This window comes from Halomonas elongata, assembly GCF_029081005.1.
Taxonomy (GTDB): domain Bacteria; phylum Pseudomonadota; class Gammaproteobacteria; order Pseudomonadales; family Halomonadaceae; genus Halomonas; species Halomonas elongata_B.
In genome coordinates, this window is the sequence record NZ_JAJQTQ010000021.1 from 29,289 (window position 1) to 49,839 (window position 20,551).

Sequence of the window (20,551 nt, forward strand, 5' to 3'; positions counted from 1 at the left end):
TTACCAGTGGAAACCCGCACCGACACCGGCGCCGAAGTTGCCTTGTGAATCTCCCGTGGCGTTGAGCTTGACCGCCCAGCGGCCGTTGTCGGAGAGACGCGATACCCCCACGGCCACTGCCGATTCGCCGTTGTAGGTTCCCGCGCCGGCGGACACCATGCTCTTGCCGGGCAAGTAGGCCTGTGGTACCGAGGCCGCAGCGATGGCGCTGGCCGTTCCCGCATTGGCCTGGTCCTCCACCTCGTCGATGCGGTTGTGCACCCCGCCGATCTGCTGGTTGAACTGCTGATTCAGTTCCTGAAGCTGCCCCACGTTCGCCGCATCGGTCGGCGCCTCGCCCGGGGCCACGTTATGGATCTGCGTCGGCTCGCCTTCCTTGCCGAGCGTCACCGAGCTGTAGTCCACGCTGCCGTCCTCGTTATGGTCGTAGTTCACCGCGCCTTCCTGCACCGACTTCAACTGGCGAACGTTGACCGCATCCGTGGCTTCGGTACCGCCCGCCACGTTGGTGATCTGGCGCTCGCCGCCTTCGCTGCCCACCGAGACTGCGCCTTGCGTCGAGGCCACGGATTCGTTGGAGAAGGCTTCCTCGGCGCCATCCATGCCCTCGCGGGTCGCCTGGGAGCCGGCCCCCAGGGCCACCCCACCTTCGCTCTCGGCCACCGCTCCATCGCCGGTCGCCACGCTGTCATCGCCCGAGGCCACACTCTCCGGCCCCATGGCAACACTCTCGGCACCCTCGGCCTTGGCTTCGGTCGCTTCGGAATTGGCCTTGAAGTACTTCGTCTCCTCCACTTCGATATTGCTGATCTGCTCCTGCACCTCCCACAGTTGGCCGCCATTGACCGCATCGGAACTGTCCTCGGCGATCTCGCCATCGGCCACGTTGGTGATGGTCGTGCCACCATCACCTTCCAGGGTGATGGAATCGTAGTCGACGCTGCCGTCGTCGTTGGTGTCGTACTTCACCGCCTGGTCGTCCAGATCCGCCAAGTCGTTGCTGATGTTGCTCACGTCCCCCTCGACGTTGGTCACCCGGCCGTCGAGTTCATTGACGTCGCCTTCGACGTTGGTCACTCGACCGTCCACGTTTTCCACCGCCTGGTTGGTGGCATGCAACTGGCTGCCGTTGATGGCGTCCGTGCTGTCGGCCGAGAGTCGACCCGCGGCGACATGGGTGATGGTCCGCTCGGCCCCGGCGGAACCGACACTGACCGTGCCGATCGGCGAGGCGCCCGCGAACGCATAGGTCTGGCCGCCGAGTGTGACATCAGCCGTGCCGACGGCCACCTGGGTCGTCGCCCCGGCCCCCAGCGCCACGCTATCGGCATCGCTGGCGGTCGCGCCATCCCCCATGGCGATGGCGCTGTCCGCCGTGGCCGTGGCATCCACGCCCGCAGCGATGGCGTTCACCCCCGTCGCGCCATCGTTGTCGTAGTTGCCGCCTTGGGTGCCGCCGTCATTGACGCTGTAGTAATGGACCTGGCCGGCTTCAAGTGCCTGCTGAGTTTCCCAAAGCTGGCTGCCGTTCACGGCATCGGCGCTGTCTTCTGCAACATCGCCATCGGCCACATTGGCAACCGTCTCACCACCTGCATCGACCCCGTCGCTGGTGATGGCTGGACCATCATTGATCGCCAGGCCATCCTCATTGATGACGGTATCCCCCACGGTGACGCTACTGAGATCCTCGAGATCCTTGGCCATTACCAGGTTCAGTTGCTCGCCATCACTGTCGACCCGCAAGTTGGCCCCCGTGGCGTCTTCACCTTCTGCCAGCTCACCGGAGACGGTCAGCGTCTCGTTGAGCTTCTTGGCGATGGGCTCCCCAGTGTTGCCCGCAAACCTGAGACCGTCGTTCAGCGTGGCCACTTCCTGCGAGTCGCCGGTTTCCGGATCTTCGTAGACGATGCGAGTGATGCCGTCCTGGCCATCGACGCCAGGCGCACCGGCTTCACCGCGAATAGTCAGACCGTCGTCGCCGTCGTCCCCATTCAGGGTGACGGAGTCGGCAGCCAGGTTCTTGTCCATCGCCACCACCAGGTCGCCGTCGGCACCCACGAAGGTCTTGATGTTCTCGGCGGAGTATTCGCCGTCGGCCTTGGTGCCTTCACCGACAATGTTGACCGTCTCGCCCAATCGCTTCTCGACACTGCCGGTGTTGCCGGCGAAGGTCAGCGGGTTCGTGTCGATCAGCTCGCCGCCGGCGTCATCGACGTACTGCTTGTTGACGACGCTGGTGTCGCTGTCGATCGGACCGTCGTAGTGGGCTTCGTTGTTGACCACCGAGAAGTTGTCGCCCAGGTGGGTGTCGCCCTCGACCGTGGTATCGCCTTCCACCGTCAGGTCACCGCCAAAGGTCGGCGACTCGGCGAGCTGGATTTCGATGCCACCGTCCTGGGTCGCCACGGTCTGGATGTTATCCGAGGAGTACGCAGAGTCACTGCCATCGGCATTCGTGGCATTGGCGCCGCCGACGATCGGCATGTCTTCGTTCAGGTTGCGCGTCAGGTACTGGCCGTTGGCCGTGCCGGTGTTGTCGTTGCCCGAGAAGCGCAGGCCGTCGTCTTCCAGTGTCGCGACTGTCTTGTCGTTGCCGTCGCCATCCTGGTAGGTCAGACGCGTCACGTCGGTGGCGTCGGCGACCACATCACCGGGCTCGATGCTCGGGCGCATGGTCAGCTCGGGGCTGACGCCGTCGGCGCCCGCCGGCCCGGTCAGGCCGATCGAGCCGTCCGCGCCGTCGATGCCCACACCGGCCTCGCCGTCCGCACCGTCGACGCCGATATAGCCGTCTTCGCCAGGCGCACCGTCTTCGCCCGGACCACCCACGCTCAGGTCGCTGCCCAGCGCGAGGTCGATCTGGTTGTCCTTCACCGTGCTGACGATGCTGCCGTCCTCACTGGTGTAGGCCACGGTCTCGCCCAGCTTGACATTATCCTCGGTCGCTGCCGGATCGTTCAGATCGGCGTTGTCCGCGGTGATGTTGAAGCCGGTGTCGACGATGGCGTCACCCGCTTGATCGACATACTCCTTGTTGACGATGCTCTTATCGCCGGTCGAGTCATCGATCGTGACGTCGTACTCGGTGGTGCCGTCCTGGTTGACGGTGAAATTGTCGCCCAGGAGGGTGTCGCCGTTGACCGTGGTATCGCCTTCCACCGTCAGGCTATCGCCGATGGTCACATTATCGGCCAAGTCAAAGGTCACTTCCTCGCGCCCATTGTCGGTCGCCTGGCTGATCGCCAGATTGCCATCTTCGTTGCGCAGGTTGACCTCGCCGTCAGGCGCCACATTGCTGGCCGCATCATCCTGAGCACTCAGATTCCAGCCGGCATTGGCCGTTTCATCCACCGCCTTGAGCTGTGAGACGTTCACCGCATCGGTATCCTCGACACCGGCCGCCAACCCGGTAATCTGGCGATTGCCCGGCACCGTCAATTGATTGCCATCATCATCGAAGCGGGCCACCTGAGCGATCGCGATTTCACCTATCGAGTCTTCGGTGATGTCCTTGCCATAGCCGTTGTAACCGGTCTGGGCACCCCGTACGGTTTCCGTCGCAGCCCCCAGAGCCACACTCTGCTCGTGCAGGACATCGGAACGTGCCCCCAGGGCGACACTGCCTTCGACGTTGGCCTGAGCGTTCGAACCCAATGCCATGGCACCCTGACCACCAGCAGAGCTGTAGTTACCAAGCGCCGTGCTACGCAGGCCGCTGGCCTCCGTTTCCGTTCCCACCGCCAAGGCATCTTCTGCAATGGCCTGAGAGGCAAGACCGATCGCTGACGAGCGCAGCCCCGACGCCGTGGAAATCTGGCCGAGCGCCATGGCCCCATCCCCCGAGGCCACCGCCGTATTACCGGCGGCGAAGGCTGCCAACCCGGACGCCTCAGAGCTATTGCCCAGCGCCATGGCATGATCCGCCGTGGCCGCAGCCTGGGTGCCCAGGGCCAGGGTATCGAAGGCATTGCTCGTCGCGTTGTTGCCCACCGCGAAGGCCCCGTCGCCGGTCACCACGTTGTCGTTACCCATGGCCACGGCGCCATTGCCGGTAGCCTGGTTGTTGACGCCCATGGTGATCGCGCCATTGCCATCGGAGGTATTGGTGTCGCCGATCGCCAGGGCACCATCGCCCTCGGAGGTGTTGTTGTTCCCCAGGGACACCGCCCCGGTACCTTCGGCATAGTTGTCCTTGCCCATCACCACGGCACCATCGCCGATGGCGGTACTCGGATCGCCGATGGCCACGGCACCATCACCTGTCGCAGTATTGCCGTCACCGATCGACGTGGAACGCCCACCATTGGCCGTTGCGTTGCGGCCGATGGCGACGGCCCCCTCGGTGTCGGCCAACGTACCCTGTCCAATGGCAATGCTATCGACACCATTCGCGGTGACATCATAGCCCAGCGATATGGCACGTTCGGCACCAGCGCCGGTGGATGCCGCCACCCCGGCGGCCAGGGAATCCACGCCCGCAGCGCCGTCGTTGGCATAGTTATCCTGCTGAACGCCACCGTCGTTGACGCTGTAGTAGTGCGCCTTGTTCTCGTTGAAGTAGTCGAGATTGACCGCATCACCGCCGTTCACCGGTCCGCCAACATTGGTGATGGTGTCACCGCCCATGTCGATGCCGTCGTCATTGATCGTCGTGTCGCCGATCGTCACCTCGTCGGAGAGGTCGAAGGTGACCTCCTCCAGGGCGCCATCGGTGGCGTTCTTGCCGATCACCAGGTTGCCGTCGGTGTTGCTCAGATCCACCGTGTCGCCCGGCGCCACATTGGTGCCATCGGCACTCTCGGCGGTCAGGTCCCAGCCGGTGGTAGCCACATCGCTGACCTGGGCCAGCTGATCCTCGGTGGCCGCCTGGCCGGAGATGAAGTTATCCGGGTCGAAGGTCAGGTTGGACAGCCCATTGATAGTGTCCCCGCCCCCAGTGTTGACCGTCACGTTGCCGAAGGTCGGCTGGTCGGTCATCACGATCTCGAGCGAGTCCGTGCCATTGGCCACCGTGCTGATATTGGTGTTGCCGCTGGCGTCCGCGCCACCGACCACGTTCAGCGTCAGCCCCAGGTCGCGGTGCACGTCGGTACCGCTATCCCCGGCGAAGTCCAGGCCCTGGCTGGTCAGATCCTGATTGACCAGGTCCAACTGTTCCTCGGTGGCCGCCCGACCGGCCGTGGCGAAGTCCCCGGCACTGAGATCGGTGTTGGACAGCCCCGTGATGTCGTTGGTGGTGCCGTCCGTCACCACGCTGCCCACGGTGACGCTGTTGTTGACCATCACGTCATCATTCAGGTCGAAGGTCACGTCTTCCTGGGCGCCATCGGTGGCGTTCTTGCCGATTACCAGGTTGCCGTCGGTGTTGGACAGATCCACCGTGTCGCCCGGCGCCACATTGGTGCCATCGGCGCCCTGGGCGGTGAGGTCCCAGCCGGTGGTGGCCACGTCGCTGACCTGGGCCAGCTGGTCCTCGGTGGCCGCCTGGCCGGAGATGAAGTTATCCGGGTCGAAGGTCAGGTTGGACAGCCCGTTGATAGTGTCCCCGCCCCCGGTGTTGACCGTCACATTGCCAAAGGTCGGCTGATCGGTCATCACGATCTCGAGGGCATCGGTGCCATTGGCCACCGTGCTGATGTTGGTGTTGCCGCTGGCATCCGCGCCACCGACCACGTTCAGCGTCTGCCCCAGGTCGCGATGCACGGCGGTGCCGCTGTCCCCGGCGAAGTCCAGGCCCTGGCCGGTCAGGTCCTGATTGACCAGGTCCAGTTGCTCCTCAGTGGCCGCCCGGCCCACAGTAGCGAAGTCCCCGCCACTGAGATCGGTGTTGGACAGCCCCGTGATGTCGTTGGTGGTGGCGTCCGTCACCACGCTACCCACGGTAACGCTGTTGTTGACCATCACGTCATCATTCAGGTCGAAGGTCACGTCTTCCTGGGCGCCGTCGGTGGCGTTCTTGCCGATCACCAGGTTGCCGTCGGTGTTGCTCAGGTCCACCGTGTCGCCCGGCGCCACATTGGTGCCATCGACACCCTGGGCGGTGAGGTCCCAGCCGGTGGTGGCCACGTCGCTGACCTGGGCCAGCTGGTCCTCGGTGGCCGCCTGGCCGGAGGTGAAGTTATCCGGGTCGAAGGTCAGGTTGGACAGCCCGTTGATGGTGTCCCCGCCCCCGGTGTTGACCGTCACATTGCCAAAGGTCGGCTGGTCGGTCATCACGATCTCGAGCGAGTCCGTGCCATTGGCCACCGTGCTGATGTTGGTGTTGCCACTGGCGTCCGCGCCGCCGTTGATGTTGAGCGTCTGCCCCAGGTCGCGGTGCACGTCGGTGCCGCTGTCCCCGGCGAAGTCCAGGCCCTGGCTGGTCAGATCCTGATTGACCAGGTCCAGTTGCTCCTCGGTGGCCGCCCGACCGACCGTGGCGAAGTCCCCACCGCTGAGATCGGTATTGGACAGACCGGTGATATCGTCGGTGGTGCCGTCCATGTTGATGTTGCCGCTGGTCACCCCGCCGGCGGTCATCGCCGTGGTCGTGGTGCCGTCGGTCACCGTGGTGCCGGTGGCCGTGGTGGTGGTCACGTTGCCCGCGCCATCATCCACGGTCAGCCCCGTGGTGCCCAGTACGCTGTCGCCCGCGGTGACGCTGTTCACCGTGATATCGTCGGCCAACTCGAAGGTCACGTCTTCCTGGGCACCGTCGGTGGCGTTCTTGCCGATCACCAGGTTGCCGTCGGTGTTGGACAGATCCACCGTGTCACCCGGCGCCACATTGGTGCCATCGGCGCCCTGGGCGGTCAGGTCCCAGCCGGTGGCGGCTACCTGTTCAACGGCCTTGAGCTGGCTGACATTGACGGCATCGGTGTCTTCGGCACCGGCCGCCACATTGATGATGCGTCGCTCGTTACCGGCGCTACCCACCGAGACCTCGCTGGTTGCCGTCGGTGCGGCCACCGCAATCGGGTTGCCATCCGCATCCAGCGGCTGATAGGCGGCAGACCCCAGAGTGCTGCCATCGGCAATCGATCCCGCGCCCAGCGCGACACTTTCATCGTTCGTCACGCTCGCACTCGAACCGATCGCAATACCATCCAGTTGGCCCGCTCCGGTTGACGCCGAAGAGCCCAGGACAATATTACGCTGTCCTTGCGCCTGAGCGCCCGTACCGATGGCCAGATCATCCGAGCCAAAGGTGGCCGCATTATTGCCGATGGCGATCTGCCGATCGCCGAACACGTCGTTGCTGGCACCATGTCCCAGAGCAACGGAAGAGATCCCACGCGATAAGGCATCGGTACCGATGGCCACACTGTCGGCCTGATCGGTACTGGCCCCATACCCCATGGCCACGGCGCCGTCCCCACCGGCGGTGGCATCCACTCCGGCGGCCAGGGCGTTCACCCCGGTAGCGCCGTCGTTATCGTAGTTACCGCCCTGGGTGCCACCGTCATTGACGCTGTAGTAGTGCGCCTTGTTCTCGTTGAAGTAATCGAGATTGACCGCATCGCCGCCGTTCACCGGTCCGCCGACATTGGTGATGGTGTCACCGCCCATGTCGATGCCGTTGTCGTTGAGCGTCGGGCCGTTGTTGACCGTCAAACTATCGGCTGTCAGATCGGCGCTGGTCGCGACCGTCACATCGGTGCCGGTACGTTCGATCTCGATGTTCTGGCCATCGAGGAACTGCACCGTATCTCCCGGCGCCACATTGGTGGCGGTATCGCCGTTGGTCTGAACGTTCCAGCCGGTGGTGGCCACGTCGCTGACCTCGGCCAGCTGGTCCTCGGTGGCCGCCTGGCCGGAGGTGAAGTTATCCGGGTCGAAGGTCAGGTTGGAGAGACCATTGATGGTGTCCCCGCCCCCGGTGTTGACCGTCACGTTGCCGAATTGCGGCTGGTCGGTCATCACGATCTCGAGGGCATCGGTGCCATTGGCCACCGTGCTGATGTTGGTGTTGCCGCTGGCATCCGCGCCGCCGACCACGTTCAGTTGCTGGCCGAGATCACGATGCACCGGGGTGCCGCTGTCGCCGGCGAAGTCCAGGCCCTGACTGGTCAGGTCCTGACTGACCAGGTCCAGCTGCTCCTCGGTGGCCGCCCGACCCACGGTGGCGAAGTCCCCGGCACTGAGATCGGTGTTGGACAGCCCGGTGATCTCGTCGACGGTGCCGTCCATGTTGATGTTGCCGCTGGTCACTCCGCCCGCGGTCATCGCCGTGGTGGTGGTGCCGTCGGTCACCGTGGTACCGGTGGCCGTGGTGGTGGTCACGTTACCCGCGCCATCGTCCACGGTCAGGCCGGTGGTATCCATCACGCTGTCACCTGCCGTGACGCTATTCACCGTGATGTCATCGGCCAGTTCGAAGGTCACGTCTTCCTGGGCACCGTCGGTGGCGTTCTTGCCGATCACCAGGTTGCCGTCGGTGTTGCTCAGGTCCACCGTGTCACCCGGGGCCACGTTGGTGCCATCGGTGCCCTGGGCGGTCAGGTCCCAGCCGGTGGTGGCCACGTCGCTGACCTCGGCCAACTGGTCCTCGGTGGCCGCCTGGCCGGAGGTGAAGTTATCCGGGTCGAAGGTCAGGTTGGAGAGGCCATTGATGGTGTCGCCGCCCCCGGTGTTGACCGTCACGTTGCCGAATTGCGGCTGATCGGTCATCACGATCTCGAGGGCATCGGTGCCATTGGCCACCGTGCTGATGTTGGTGTTGCCGCTGGCATCCGCGCCACCGACCACGTTCAGTGTCTGCCCCAGGTCGCGATGCACGTCGGTGCCGCTGTCGCCGGCGAAGTCCAGGCCCTGAGCCGTCAGGTCCTGATTGACCAGATCCAGTTGCTCCTCGGTGGCCGCCCGGCCCACGGTGGCGAAGTCCCCGGCACTGAGATCGGTGTTGGACAGCCCGGTGATCTCGTCGGCGGTGCCGTCCATGTTGATGTTGCCGCTGGTCACCCCACCGGCGGTCATCGCCGTGGTGGTGGTGCCGTCGGTCACCGTGGTGCCGGTGGCCGTGGTAGTGGTCACGTTGCCCGCGCCATCGTCCACGGTCAGGCCGGTGGTATCCATCACGCTGTCACCTGCCGTGACGCTATTCACCGTGATGTCATCGGCCAGTTCGAAGGTCACGTCTTCCTGGGCACCGTCGGTGGCGTTCTTGCCGATCACCAGGTTGCCGTCGGTGTTGGACAGATCCACCGTGTCGCCCGGCGCCACATTGGTGGGATCGGCGCCCTGGGCGGTCAGATCCCAGCCGGTGTTGGCCACGTCGCTGACGCCCTTGAGCTGGGCAACGTTCACCGCATCGCTGTCCTCGGTACCCGCGGCTACGCCGGTGATCTGGCGATAGACGTCACTGCCGGCATCTCCGACGGCCACCGCGCCGGTGGTGCTCTGAGTCGCGGCGATGGCCGCATCCAGACCATCGGCGGCACCAGTGGCCGGGTTATAACCCTGGATACCCGCACCGGTGTCGGCGATGGAGCCGTTGCCCAGCGCCACCCCTTCGGCCACGGTGGCATCCGCCCCGTTACCCATCACAAAGGCATCGGGGACATCGACATCGTTGTCGTTACCGATGATACGGCTACCGTCGGCAGTGTCGGCCAGTACGTTGCGGTTGCCAAAGGTTCCCGCCTCGTCGGCATCGATGGTGTTGTCGTTACCCACCGAATAGGAACCCGCCCCCGTGATGGTGGTCGGATCGCCGATGGCCCCGGAACCGACGCCGTCGACCTGGTTACCCGTACCGATGCTGATACTGTCCTCGACCGAGGCCACCGCCCCGGTACCGATCGCGATGGCATTGGGGCCACTCGCCCGGGCGGTATCGCCCATGGCCAGCGAGCTCGTGCCCGCCGACTCGGACTGGTTGCCGATCGCGACGCTGGCGATGGACGCAGCCAAGGCGCTCTCGCCCAGGGCCGTAGCATTCTCGGCGTTCGCCCGGGCGAGATGTCCGACAGCAGTGGCGTTGTCGCCACCGGCAACGGCATCGTGCCCCAGGGCCGCCGCACTCACGCCGGAGGCAGTACTGTTCGTTCCCAGTGAATAGGCATTATCCGCCAATGCGCGGGCCACACTGCCGATTGCCACTGATTGGGTGCCGGTCGCCTCCGTATCGCTGCCCAGTGCGACCGCAAACGTATTGCTTGCCGATGATCTCAAGCCAATGGCGGTTGCGTTATCGGCATCCGCGACCGCCGCCGTTCCGACAGAAATCGCGGAATGGGCCAGCGCCTGGGTCGGCCCATCGGCCGACGACTCTCCCCCGATGGCCACGGCAGACTCCCCCGTGGCTTGCGACCCGACACCCGCCGCCAGCGCGTTCTGCGCGGTGGCGCCATCGTTGGCGTAGTTGCCGCCCTGGGTCCCGCCATCGTTGACGCTGTAGTAATGGGTCTCGCCGGCCTTCAACTGCGCGACATTGACCGCGTCGCTATCCTCGGTGCCCGCAGCCACGCCGGTGATCTGGCGATAGACATCATTGCCGGCGTCGCCCACGGCCACCGCTCCGGTGGTGCTCTGAGTGGCGGCGATATCCGCATCCAGCCCATCGGCGGCGCCGGTGGTGGGGTTATAGCCTGCCACGCCCGCGCCGGTATCGGCTCTCGAATCGGCACCAAGCGCAACCCCCCCTTCTTGAGAAGCATTCGCCGAGGAGCCGATCGCCACACCATCATCTGCCGATACGATGCCATTGAGCGCGACCGACGCATCGCCCGAGGCCGTCGCGCCTGAATTGATCACATCGCCGATGGCGATGGAGCCCACGCCACTTGCGTTTGCCTGAAAGCCAAGCGCCGTGCTGCGCAATCCAGCGCTGGTCTTCCGGCCCATCGAAATGCCGTAGCTGCCGCTCAGTGTCTTGGCCTGATCGCCAATCGCCACCCCCCAGGACACCTGGGTTCCCGCACCGATCGAGACACCCACGTTATCGCTGAGGCCTTCCGTCGCATCGCCAATCCCAACATAGGCACCGTGCCCGATCGCCACATCACCGACTCCCGAAGCTGTCGCGCTATCGCCGACGGCAACGGCGCTATCGTCGGTTGCGCTGGCCCCGACCCCGGCTGCGAGCGCATTCACGCCGGTGGCACCATCGTTGGCGTAGTTGCCGCCCTGGGTGCCGCCATCGTTGACGCTGTAGTAATGGGTCTCGCCGGCCTTCAGCTGGGCGACGTTGACCGCGTCGCTGTCCTCGGTGCCCGCGGCCACGCCGGTGATCTGGCGATAGACGTCATTGCCGGCATCGCCCACGGCCACAGCACCCGTGCTGCTCTGGGTGGCGGCGATATCCGCATCCAGCCCATCGGCGGCGCCGGTGGTGGGGTTATGGCCCGCCACGCCCGCGCCGGTATCGGCGAGGGAGCTGTTGCCCAACGCCACCCCTTCGGCCACGGTGACGTCCGCCCCGTTGCCCATCACGAAGGCATCGGGCACGTCCACGTCGTTGTCGTTGCCGATGATCCGGCTGCTGGTGGCCGCCGCGTCCAGTACGTTACGGTTACCGAACACTCCCGCCTCATCGGCGTCGATGGTGTTGTCGTTCCCTACCGAGTAGGATCCATCCCCCGTGATGGTGGTCGGGTCGCCGATGGCACCGGAACCGACACCACTGACCTGGTTGCCCGTACCGATGCTGATCGATTGGTCGCCGGTCGCCGTGGCATTACTCCCAATGGCCAGGGCATCTTGCCCCGTCGCTTGGGCTTGATAGCCGACGGACACGGTTCTGTCAGTGGCGTTGTTACCGGCATTGCGACCAATCGCAATGTTATCACTGCCGGTAATCGCGCTTCCCGCGAAATAACCGACGCCAACGTTGTAGCTACCGGTAACGTTCGAGCCCGCGCTATTCCCTCCGGCAAAGTTGGAATCCCCTTCGACTTGTCGACCAGCGTCTTGACCGACCCCGGTGTTGGAGTTGCCCACAACATCATGGCCCGCCCAGGCACCGAAGCCCGTGTTCAGGTCTCCTTGCACGTTTTGCGAGGCGAAATGCCCCATGCCGGTATTGTCACGCCCCGCCGAGCCCATGCCCGCATCGAAACCGATAAAGGCATTGTCGACGCCCGACACGGCCTGCCCTGCGTCTCTCCCGATATAGATATTGCGATCGCCCGACGCCCCTACTCCGGCACCATGGCCGATGGAGACCATGCCTTCTGCCGCTGCCGTGGCCTCGCTCCCCAAGGCGACGGCATTGGGACCGCCCGCCTGGGCGGTATCGCCCATGGCCAGCGCGCTCGTGCCTGTCGACTCGGCCTGGTTTCCGATCGCGATGCCAGCAAGAGACGAGACCGCGGTATCAGAACCGATTGCAAGCGCCCTTTCACCTGACACCGTAGAGTCATCACCCAGGATAATCGCCCTTTTACCTGATACCGCGGAGTAATTGCCTAAGACAACTGATCGATTCCCGGACGCCAGGCTATCATTACCGATAGCGATAGACTGGAACCCTCCAGCCTTGGTTATCCTGTTACGGGCAGTGCCAATAGCGATAGAACGATGCGCATCCGCCCAAGCACCAGCACCTAACGCTGTACCAATCCGGTTGGTTCCATCCGCATTAACTCCACCGGCCCTGGCCTCATGCCCAACAGCCACACCGCCATTTGCTGAGGCTATACGGCCGATTGCCACCCCACTCTGGAACGGCTGGGATGGCACAGGCGCACCAGTAATTTCAGCATTAGCTGCCTCACTCCCCCAGCCAATGGAGATAGCTCCATCCTGACAAGCCTTAGCATTAAACCCAATGCCCACCCGGGTATTATTATTGCCGTTATTGGCGCAATCATCGGCATCCATTAAGGCGTTGGCGCCCACGTCTGGCGCAATCAGTACCAGCGAGCCAGCGGCCAACGCGATGGCTACCGTCATTGGGCGAAGCAGAACAGGACCGCCGGTAGTGGTGGCTCCTGGCGCCGACAGCCGGCCGACCACCTGTTGCCGTGTCGCGGCTTTGTCACGGCTGCGGGCCGTTTCAGACGCGACGATCAGACGACCAAGAGTACGATTCCAGATCAGGCGAAACACGTTGTTCATTACAGCTCTCCCCGCTCTCCAGCGCCTGCGGGCATATCGGCGCTGAAAAAGGTTGCCATTGAGGACACCGGGCCTGGTCGCCTGGAATCGACCTGCTTGACAGGACGAACAAGACATCAGATCAGGCCTTGCCCTGATTTTATGAGAAAACAATAGAATTAAGTTGCGAGGAGAAATTACCACAGCGGCAACACTTAACTACCGGGATTAACAAAAGTTCACCCACCACATCAGCGACCAACACTTCACTTTATTTAAAACTTCACCAGGGGAGTTAACATTTCGCCAAACAAACCATAAAAAAACATGAACACCAGAAAACCTCACAAACAAACGCCCGTGTAAAAAACAACAAAAATTAATACCCACGAACCCACAACTCATTGATACAAAACAAATAATCCACATAGCTAAAAAACAGAACTTCAGCACATATCGAAACCTCCCTTAACTCACACCACAGATAGAAACAGAGCACTCCCGACTACCAAAAGAATATGAACATGCTCGAGGCCACGGTACTATAATGAACAAATGTCACTGACAGGCCGTACCGAATCGTGCTTTCGCGTATGCTGGGTCCATCCAGTGAATGGCCTGTCTCTTTCAGGTGATGTCGAGCGCAGGAGTGAACAGATGAATGGATGGTATCGATACGGCCTGACTGGCCTATGCTGCACCGCCTTGCTGCTGAGTTCGGCGGTGCCTGCCGATGAGCCCGTCTCGACCGAGCGCTATCGTGTGCAACCGGGCGATACGCTCTGGGACATCACGGAGCGTTACCGCGGCGAAGCCAAGGAGTGGCCGATTGTCCGGAAGGCCAATCGGGTGGAAGAGCCCCGCCATATACAGCCCGGTGACGTTCTGGACCTACCGCCCCTGCCCGATCTGTCCGCCGAGGTTCGCCATCGTGAAGGCAGCGCCTGGCTGATCAGGGAGGGTGGCGAGCGGCTTCCCCTGCGCACGGACATGGAACTGCTCCCCGGCGATGCCGTGGAAACCTCGAGCCAGGCTTTCGTGTCGCTCCGCCTCCCGCATGGCGAAGACGTGGTACTGCCTTCCAGCACCCGGGTGATCCTGAAGCGGCAGGATCGTCGCAGTACCCGGCTTTATCTTGAACAAGGAGAACTGGAAGCTCGAGTACCGGCCCAGCGCGATCACCGGGAAGTGCTGAGTATCGATACCCCGACGGGCATCGTCGGCGTGCGCGGCACGCACTTCCGGGTAACGCAAGCCGAGACGGAAACCCGCATCAGCACCCTGGAAGGGGAAGTGGCCTTGAGCCAGGACGCAAGCACCACCAGCGTGCCCGCCGGCCGGGGGGCTCTCGCGAGCTCGACATCGGACCTCCGGCTGACCCGCCTGCTGCCCGCGCCGCTCCTGCAGGGACGCGATAAAGCCTTCGACCAACCCCTGAAAATTGATCTTGCGACCGTACCGGAGGCCGAAGCCTATCGCGTGCAACTGGCGCGGGACCCCAACTTCCAGACCATCTTCCGTGACAAACGGGATGACTCGAGCTCCATTACCTTCGACTCGGTACCGCAAGGCTTCTACTATGCGCGAGGATCGGCCTTCGACGCCCTCGGCATCGAGGGCCGATATGATCGCCGGTTGATCCTGCACCGCCCGATCGAGGCAAGCCTGGAAGCCATCGATGACGGCTACGTTTTCCACTGGACCGATATCCCCCGCCTGGAATATCGCCTACAGTTGTCCGAAGATAGTTCGTTCAGCGACCCTTTCATGAACCGGTCATTTTCGGGAAGCCAGGGCGTCACCTTGCGCAACCTGCCCACGGACGACTTCCATTGGCGTTTGCAGGTGTCCAGCGCGAATGGTGAACTCGCGTCCCCGACCATAGTGGCCTCCGGGAGGCAAGGTGCCGCACGCCAGCCATAGCCTGCTTCGTGGTCTGACCAGAACCTGGCTGTTGATCGGCATCCTGCTGGTGGTGCTTACCTGGTGGGCCGGGCAGCGTTCCTGGTTCACCGATGCCTACATCTATGATCGATTGCTGACGACCCAGACGCTACCGCCAAGCGACGATATCCTGATCGCGGCCATCGATGAACGAAGCTTGAAAACCCTGGGCCAATGGCCCTGGCCGCGCGATGTGCACGCTGACCTGCTGGACCGCCTTGCCGATGCCGGCACCAGCGCCGTGCTCTTCGATGTGGTATTTGCCGAGCCCGCACGAGAGGCCCATGACGACCAGCATCTCGCCCGGGCCATCGAGCGCCATGGTCATGTCTTCCTGCCCGTGATCCATGTCGAGACGAATGGCCTCTCGGCGGATTCTCGCCGCTTGCCGCCGGTTGCTCCCCTTCGCGACGCGGCCCGCGGTATCGGGCATATCGATATCCGGACGGATTTCGACGGCGTCGTGCGCCACATCAAGTTGCGGGACAACCACATCCCCCAACTGACGCTGCGGCTCTATCAGGACCTGGCGGCGTGGAACGACACGACGCCTTCCGGTACCACGCAACGCCTCCTGGCCAGCAACAACCCCGATATCGACGTCCGCATTCCCTACCGAGGCCCGACATACCACTATCCGCGCGTTTCCTATGTCGACATCCTCGAAGGACGACTTCCCCGCTCCTTGCTGGAAAATCGCATCATCATGATCGGCGCCACGGCCAAGGGGCTGGGAGACCGCCATCCGACACCTTTCGGTGGCTCCGCGGGAGGCATGCCCGGCATCGAGATTCAGGCCAACTTGCTGGACGGTCTCCTGCAGGGCGACACCATTCAGGAAGTGCCCGACTGGATCGCTTCGATACTCTCCATACTTCCCTTGCTGGGATTCATGGCGCTTGTCTGGGCATTCAAGTTCCGCCATATGGCCAAGCTGACCCTGGTCGTGCTGGCCATGGCGTTGCTGGGCGCCTGGGGTTTGCTGGCCATGGGGTGGTGGTGGCCGGTTACGGTCAGCCTGTGCTCGGTCATCGCAGCCTGCGTGCTCATCAGCTGGCGCTGCCAGGCCACGGCCCTGCTCTGGTTCCAACGGGAAATCACACGCCTCGAGAAGGAGCCCAGTCTCATTCCGGAACCCGCCCCCGACCGGACGAGGGAATGGGGGCTCATGCTGCATCGACGACTCCTCTCACTCGAGCGAGCCATCACACGTATCCACAATACCCGTCAGTTCATTGCCGATTCGATGGATTCCATGCCCATCGCTACCCTGGTGGTGGATATGCAGGGTCATATCATTCTCTCCAGTGACCAGGCCAGGCAACTGCTTCGGCGCTATCGTATCGACGACAGGAGTACGCTCAAGGAATTGCTGGATGTCATGATCCCTGAAGGGCAGACCGTCGCCAAGAAAAGCAGGCAGACCAATAACGACGGGCTTGGCGAACTCGACGATACGCTCTACAAGGGCAACGACGAACGCCACTATCATCTCAAGGTCTCGCCTTTGGTGACCGCTGTCGATGCCTTCGAGGTTGGCTGGCTGGTCGGCCTGGTGGATGTGACCAGCGAACGACAGGCGGAAGAGCAACGTGCCAGCCTGCTGCGCTTCCTGTCCCATGACTTGAAGGCCCCCCAGTCCAGTATCCTGGCCCTGACCCAGCTTCAGCGCACCTCATCTTCACGATTGTCCGAGCAGGATCTTCTCGATCGTGTCGCACAGCAGGCTCGCAATGCGTTGACGCTCACCGACAGCTTCATGCAGTTGACCAAGGTCGAGTTCGGCGCCATGGAGAAGAACTTCGTGCTGCTCTCCGACGTGATTCTGGAAGCCATCGACCAAGCCTGGCCGGCGGCACAGCAACGGTCCATCGGCATCGAATGCGACGCCGAGGATGAGTGCCCCATGGAGGGCGATCGTGCCTATCTGCTGAGAGCCGTCTACAACCTGCTGGATAACGCCATCAAGTACAGCCCGCCCGATACCCGGGTATCGATCGAGGCTCGGGAGACACCGGAAGACATTCGCGTCGTCATCCAGGATCAGGGCGTCGGCATTCCCGAACAGGATCTGCCGTATATCTTCGACAGCTATCAGCGCAGCTCCGGTGCCAGCCTGTCATCGGGCTATGGCCTGGGTCTGTCGCTGGTGAAGTCGGTAGTGGAACGACATGGCGGGACTATCGAATGTCGAAGTACCGAGAATCTCGGTACCCGATTCCAGCTCACCTTCCCCACCCAGACGGACCGGCTGGATGAAGAAAACCTGAATGGCCTGGAGACCGAGCACCAGACCCGATAGGTAACATCACTCGCGGCTCAGGACTCGCGAACCTCGATGACGATTTGCTCCATTCGCCGACATTGATCGACGCCGTCATCCTCTCGGCAGGGCGAAGTCGACTCCGAGGTCAGTGTCACGTCCTCGGCAGATGCACCATCTCGAGCCAGCAGAAAACGCCGAACGGCCTGGCGCTGCATCCGGTACCGCCCCGGATCTGGATAACTGGCCAGGGACAGTGACGGGGTCCGGAAGTCACGCTGCAGGAGACTCGCGAACTCATCCAGCAACCGCCGGCCTTCATCGGTCAAGTCGCCCTCCGCCGAAAATACGCCGGCGATAGGCAGGCGGTAATGCTGAAGCACGCTCTTGCCCTCGATCGGCTCGGCCTCAATGGCCGAAAAGCGCGTGGCACACCTGGCCGTTCGCCACTGCATACTCTCGACGCGCATTGACTCATCGAACAACAACTGGAATTGGCACATCATGCTGCCCAGACGACCGTGGTCACTGAGATCGAACAGGTAGTCCCAAGTCCGGACGTTGATCAGCCCCTCGGAGAAATGGGGATTGCCCAGCAGGTCCCGCACCTGATCCTTGGTCATGCCGGAGTGGACCGTCTGGATCGCGCGGGATGCTTCGAGGGTTCCGCCCTGCATGTAGGCGTCATGGGGATCGGGGAAACGATCGCCACCTCCCATCCCCGAACAGCCGTTCAACATCAGTAACATCGAGAGAGCGATACCAAGTGGCACTACCCTGATCGAGCACAGAGGCACTCCCCGCGCGTTTCGGTCGCTGGAATGCGTTGTGCCGGGCAAGTCATCAAGCGTTTCCCTGATAGCTTTCATGGTGCTCACTTCAACTCGTCTCCACCTTTTAGCTTCAGGGTACTCCACACAACCTCTTTCCCCTACCCAGCCTCTTTCCAGGTCAGAATGTTTTACTTCTGCCAATCGCTATCGGGGATGCGCTGCAAGTGAAGATGGCTGGCCAAGCGAATGGCCGGGCGCACCAGAAACTGGAAACTGCCGATGATGAACATCCAGACCGCCAGGGTTTCCTGGCTCGGGTAGAGAAAGAGCACACTGCCGACGAGAAACCAGATGGCAATCAGGAAGTCATTGGCGATGCTGAGTGTCTCATAGCGCCTGCGAATGACCAGTTCCTCGTGGCCGATCCTGAGCGTCAGCGGATCATCGATGCGTGGGGACTTCTCCATGTGGGTCTCCTCGTTTCCTCACACTCCACGGATGGTAGACATCGTCCGGCTGACGTCCTGGCTGGTGGGTGCCCGGCGACAGCAAATCGAGTGGCTCGACTCGCGTATCATGACGTCGCCGTCTCCATGGGCTGACGATCATCCCGCTCGGCGGCCCTCGAGGCGGCATCGAGTCCCAGGAAGCCGCCCGACTGCCGCTGCCATAGCGCGGCATAGAGCCCATCCTGGGCCAGTAGCTGCTCGTGGCTACCGGTCTCGACGATGCGTCCGTCGTCGATCACCACCAGGCGATCGAGCATGGCGATGGTCGACAGGCGATGTGCGATCGCAATGACCGTCTTGCCTTCCATCAACGCATAGAGCTGTTCCTGAATGGCCGCCTCGACCTCGGAGTCCAGCGCCGAAGTCGCCTCGTCGAGTACCAGGATCGGGGCGTTCTTGAGCAATACCCGAGCGATCGCGATGCGCTGCCGCTGTCCACCCGACAGCTTCACGCCACGTTCGCCGACATGCGCATCCAGCCCCCGGCGCCCCTGAGGGTCAATCAGGTCATCGAGGAAACTGTCGGCATGGGCCTGACGCACCGCTTGCTGAATGGCGTCCTCGCTGGCTTCCGGGCTGCCGTAACGGATGTTGTCACGCACCGAGCGGTGCAGCAGCGACGTATCCTGGGTCACCATGCCAATACGACGGCGCAGCGACTCCTGGGTCACGCCGGCAATGTCCTGACCATCGATACGGATCGCCCCGCTCTCCAGGTCGTAGAAACGCAACAACAGGTTGGCCAGCGTCGACTTGCCGGCGCCGGAACGGCCGATGATGCCGACCTTCTCGCCGGGTGCGATGGCCAGGTCCAGGCCGTCGAAGACGCGACGCGCCTCGCCATCGGGCAGATCATAACCGAACCGCAGCGCCTCGAAACGAATCTCACCCCGGGGCACATCGAGTTCGCCGGCATCCGGCGCATCCAGCACTGCCGGTGTCCGCGCGATGGTATTGATGCCGTCCTGCACGGTGCCGATATTCTCGAACAGGCTGGCCACCTCCCACAGGATCCAGTCGGACATGAAGCGAATACGCATCACCAGCCCGATGGCTACCGCGATCACGCCCAGTGACACCGCCTCCAGATACCAGGCACCTACTGCCATCGCGGCGATACCCACGAGCAGCAGCGAGTTGAGCAGCGTCAGACTCACCGACAGCCGGGTGGCCAGACGCATCTGTCGATGCACGGTGACCATGAAAGTCTCCATGGCATCACGTGCATACGCCTGCTCGCGGCGTGTGTCGGCGAACAGCTTGATGGTCTGGATATTGCTGTAGCTGTCCACCACTCGGCCCGTCATGCGCGCGCGGGCATCGGCCTGGGCCATGGAGACATTGCGCAACCGGGGCACGAAGTACGCCATGATGCCGACGTACCCCGCCAGCCATACCACCAGGGGCGCCATGAGCCAGGGCTCGGCGTTACCCAGCAACAGCATGGCCCCGGTGAAGTAGACGGCCACATAGACCAGCAGGTCCATCAGCTTCATGACCGTCTCGCGTATCGCCAGTGCCGTCTGCATGACCTTCTGCGACACACGTCCGGCAAACTCGTCCTGGAAGAACGCCATGCTCTGGCGCAGCATATGGCGATGCGATAGCCAGCGGCCGAGCATCGGATAATTGCCGAAGATGCCCTGATGGGTCAGCAGCGACTGCAACAGCACCAGCAAGGGCAGCCCCACGACGACCAGCAGCCCCATGCCGGCCAGGCGCCAGCCGTGCTCGGCGAGAAAGCCGTCGCGCTCGGCGCTGGACAGCCAGTCGACCAGCTCGCCCATAGTGTGGAAGAACACCACTTCGGCGGCCGATACCAGGGCGGTGGCCAGCGACATGGCCAACAACAGGCCGGCCACCGGGCGAGAGAAATGCACGATGAAGGGCAGCAGCCCCCGTGGTGGTACCCGAGGTTCGTCCTCGGGGTAGGGATTCACCAGATTTTCGAAGTAACGGAACATGGCGACACTCTTGAAAGAAGGACAGGATGGACAAGGCGAGCCTGCAAGATAATTCCTCAACTTAACTTTAGGTCAAGG

6 protein-coding genes are annotated in these 20,551 nt (G+C 63.0%); 2 read left to right on the top strand and 4 right to left on the bottom strand.

Annotated features, from left to right (window positions below):
- Positions 1–13,158, bottom strand: coding sequence for a YadA-like family protein (locus LU493_RS14580; protein WP_343076095.1), 13,158 nt, complete (start codon positions 13,156–13,158; stop codon positions 1–3).
- Between the two features lie 519 nt (positions 13,159–13,677).
- Between LU493_RS14580 and LU493_RS14585 the strand changes: the two genes are divergently transcribed.
- Positions 13,678–14,943 carry a FecR domain-containing protein gene (locus LU493_RS14585; RefSeq protein ID WP_275288521.1) on the top strand — a complete coding sequence of 422 codons (1,266 nt, stop codon included), beginning with the start codon at positions 13,678–13,680 and terminating at the stop codon, positions 14,941–14,943.
- Entirely contained in the window at positions 14,924–17,266 is a 2,343-nt protein-coding gene (locus tag LU493_RS14590) for a CHASE2 and HATPase_c domain-containing protein (RefSeq protein WP_275288522.1), read from the top strand. Before LU493_RS14585 ends, LU493_RS14590 begins: the two co-directional genes overlap by 20 nt.
- A 17-nt stretch (positions 17,267–17,283) precedes the next feature.
- On the opposite strand, the gene LU493_RS14595 is transcribed toward LU493_RS14590, so the two are convergent.
- The 3 genes from LU493_RS14595 to LU493_RS14605 all read right to left on the bottom strand — a co-directional run bounded on the left by LU493_RS14595 (position 17,284) and on the right by LU493_RS14605 (position 20,473).
- Positions 17,284–17,967 carry an outer membrane protein assembly factor BamE gene (locus LU493_RS14595; protein ID WP_275288523.1) on the bottom strand — a complete coding sequence of 228 codons (684 nt, stop codon included), beginning with the start codon at positions 17,965–17,967 and terminating at the stop codon, positions 17,284–17,286.
- A gap of 221 nt (positions 17,968–18,188) precedes the next feature.
- A complete protein-coding gene (locus LU493_RS14600; protein WP_275288524.1) occupies positions 18,189–18,467 on the bottom strand; it encodes a YrhK family protein in 279 nt (92 codons plus the stop codon).
- Positions 18,468–18,574: 107 nt separating this feature from the next.
- The gene (locus LU493_RS14605; RefSeq protein WP_275288525.1) at positions 18,575–20,473 is read right to left on the bottom strand and encodes an ABC transporter ATP-binding protein; all 1,899 of its coding nucleotides are present in this window, start codon (positions 20,471–20,473) and stop codon (positions 18,575–18,577) included.
- Between the last annotated feature and the right edge of the window lie 78 nt (positions 20,474–20,551).

Coding starts and splice junctions, on each gene's coding strand:
- LU493_RS14580 (WP_343076095.1), bottom strand. CDS start 13,158: ATGTCTTGTTCGTCCTGTCAAGCAGGTCGATTCCAGGCGACCAGGCCC.
- LU493_RS14585 (WP_275288521.1), top strand. CDS start 13,678: ATGAATGGATGGTATCGATACGGCCTGACTGGCCTATGCTGCACCGCC.
- LU493_RS14595 (WP_275288523.1), bottom strand. CDS start 17,967: ATGTTGAACGGCTGTTCGGGGATGGGAGGTGGCGATCGTTTCCCCGAT.
- LU493_RS14600 (WP_275288524.1), bottom strand. CDS start 18,467: ATGGAGAAGTCCCCACGCATCGATGATCCGCTGACGCTCAGGATCGGC.
- LU493_RS14605 (WP_275288525.1), bottom strand. CDS start 20,473: ATGTTCCGTTACTTCGAAAATCTGGTGAATCCCTACCCCGAGGACGAA.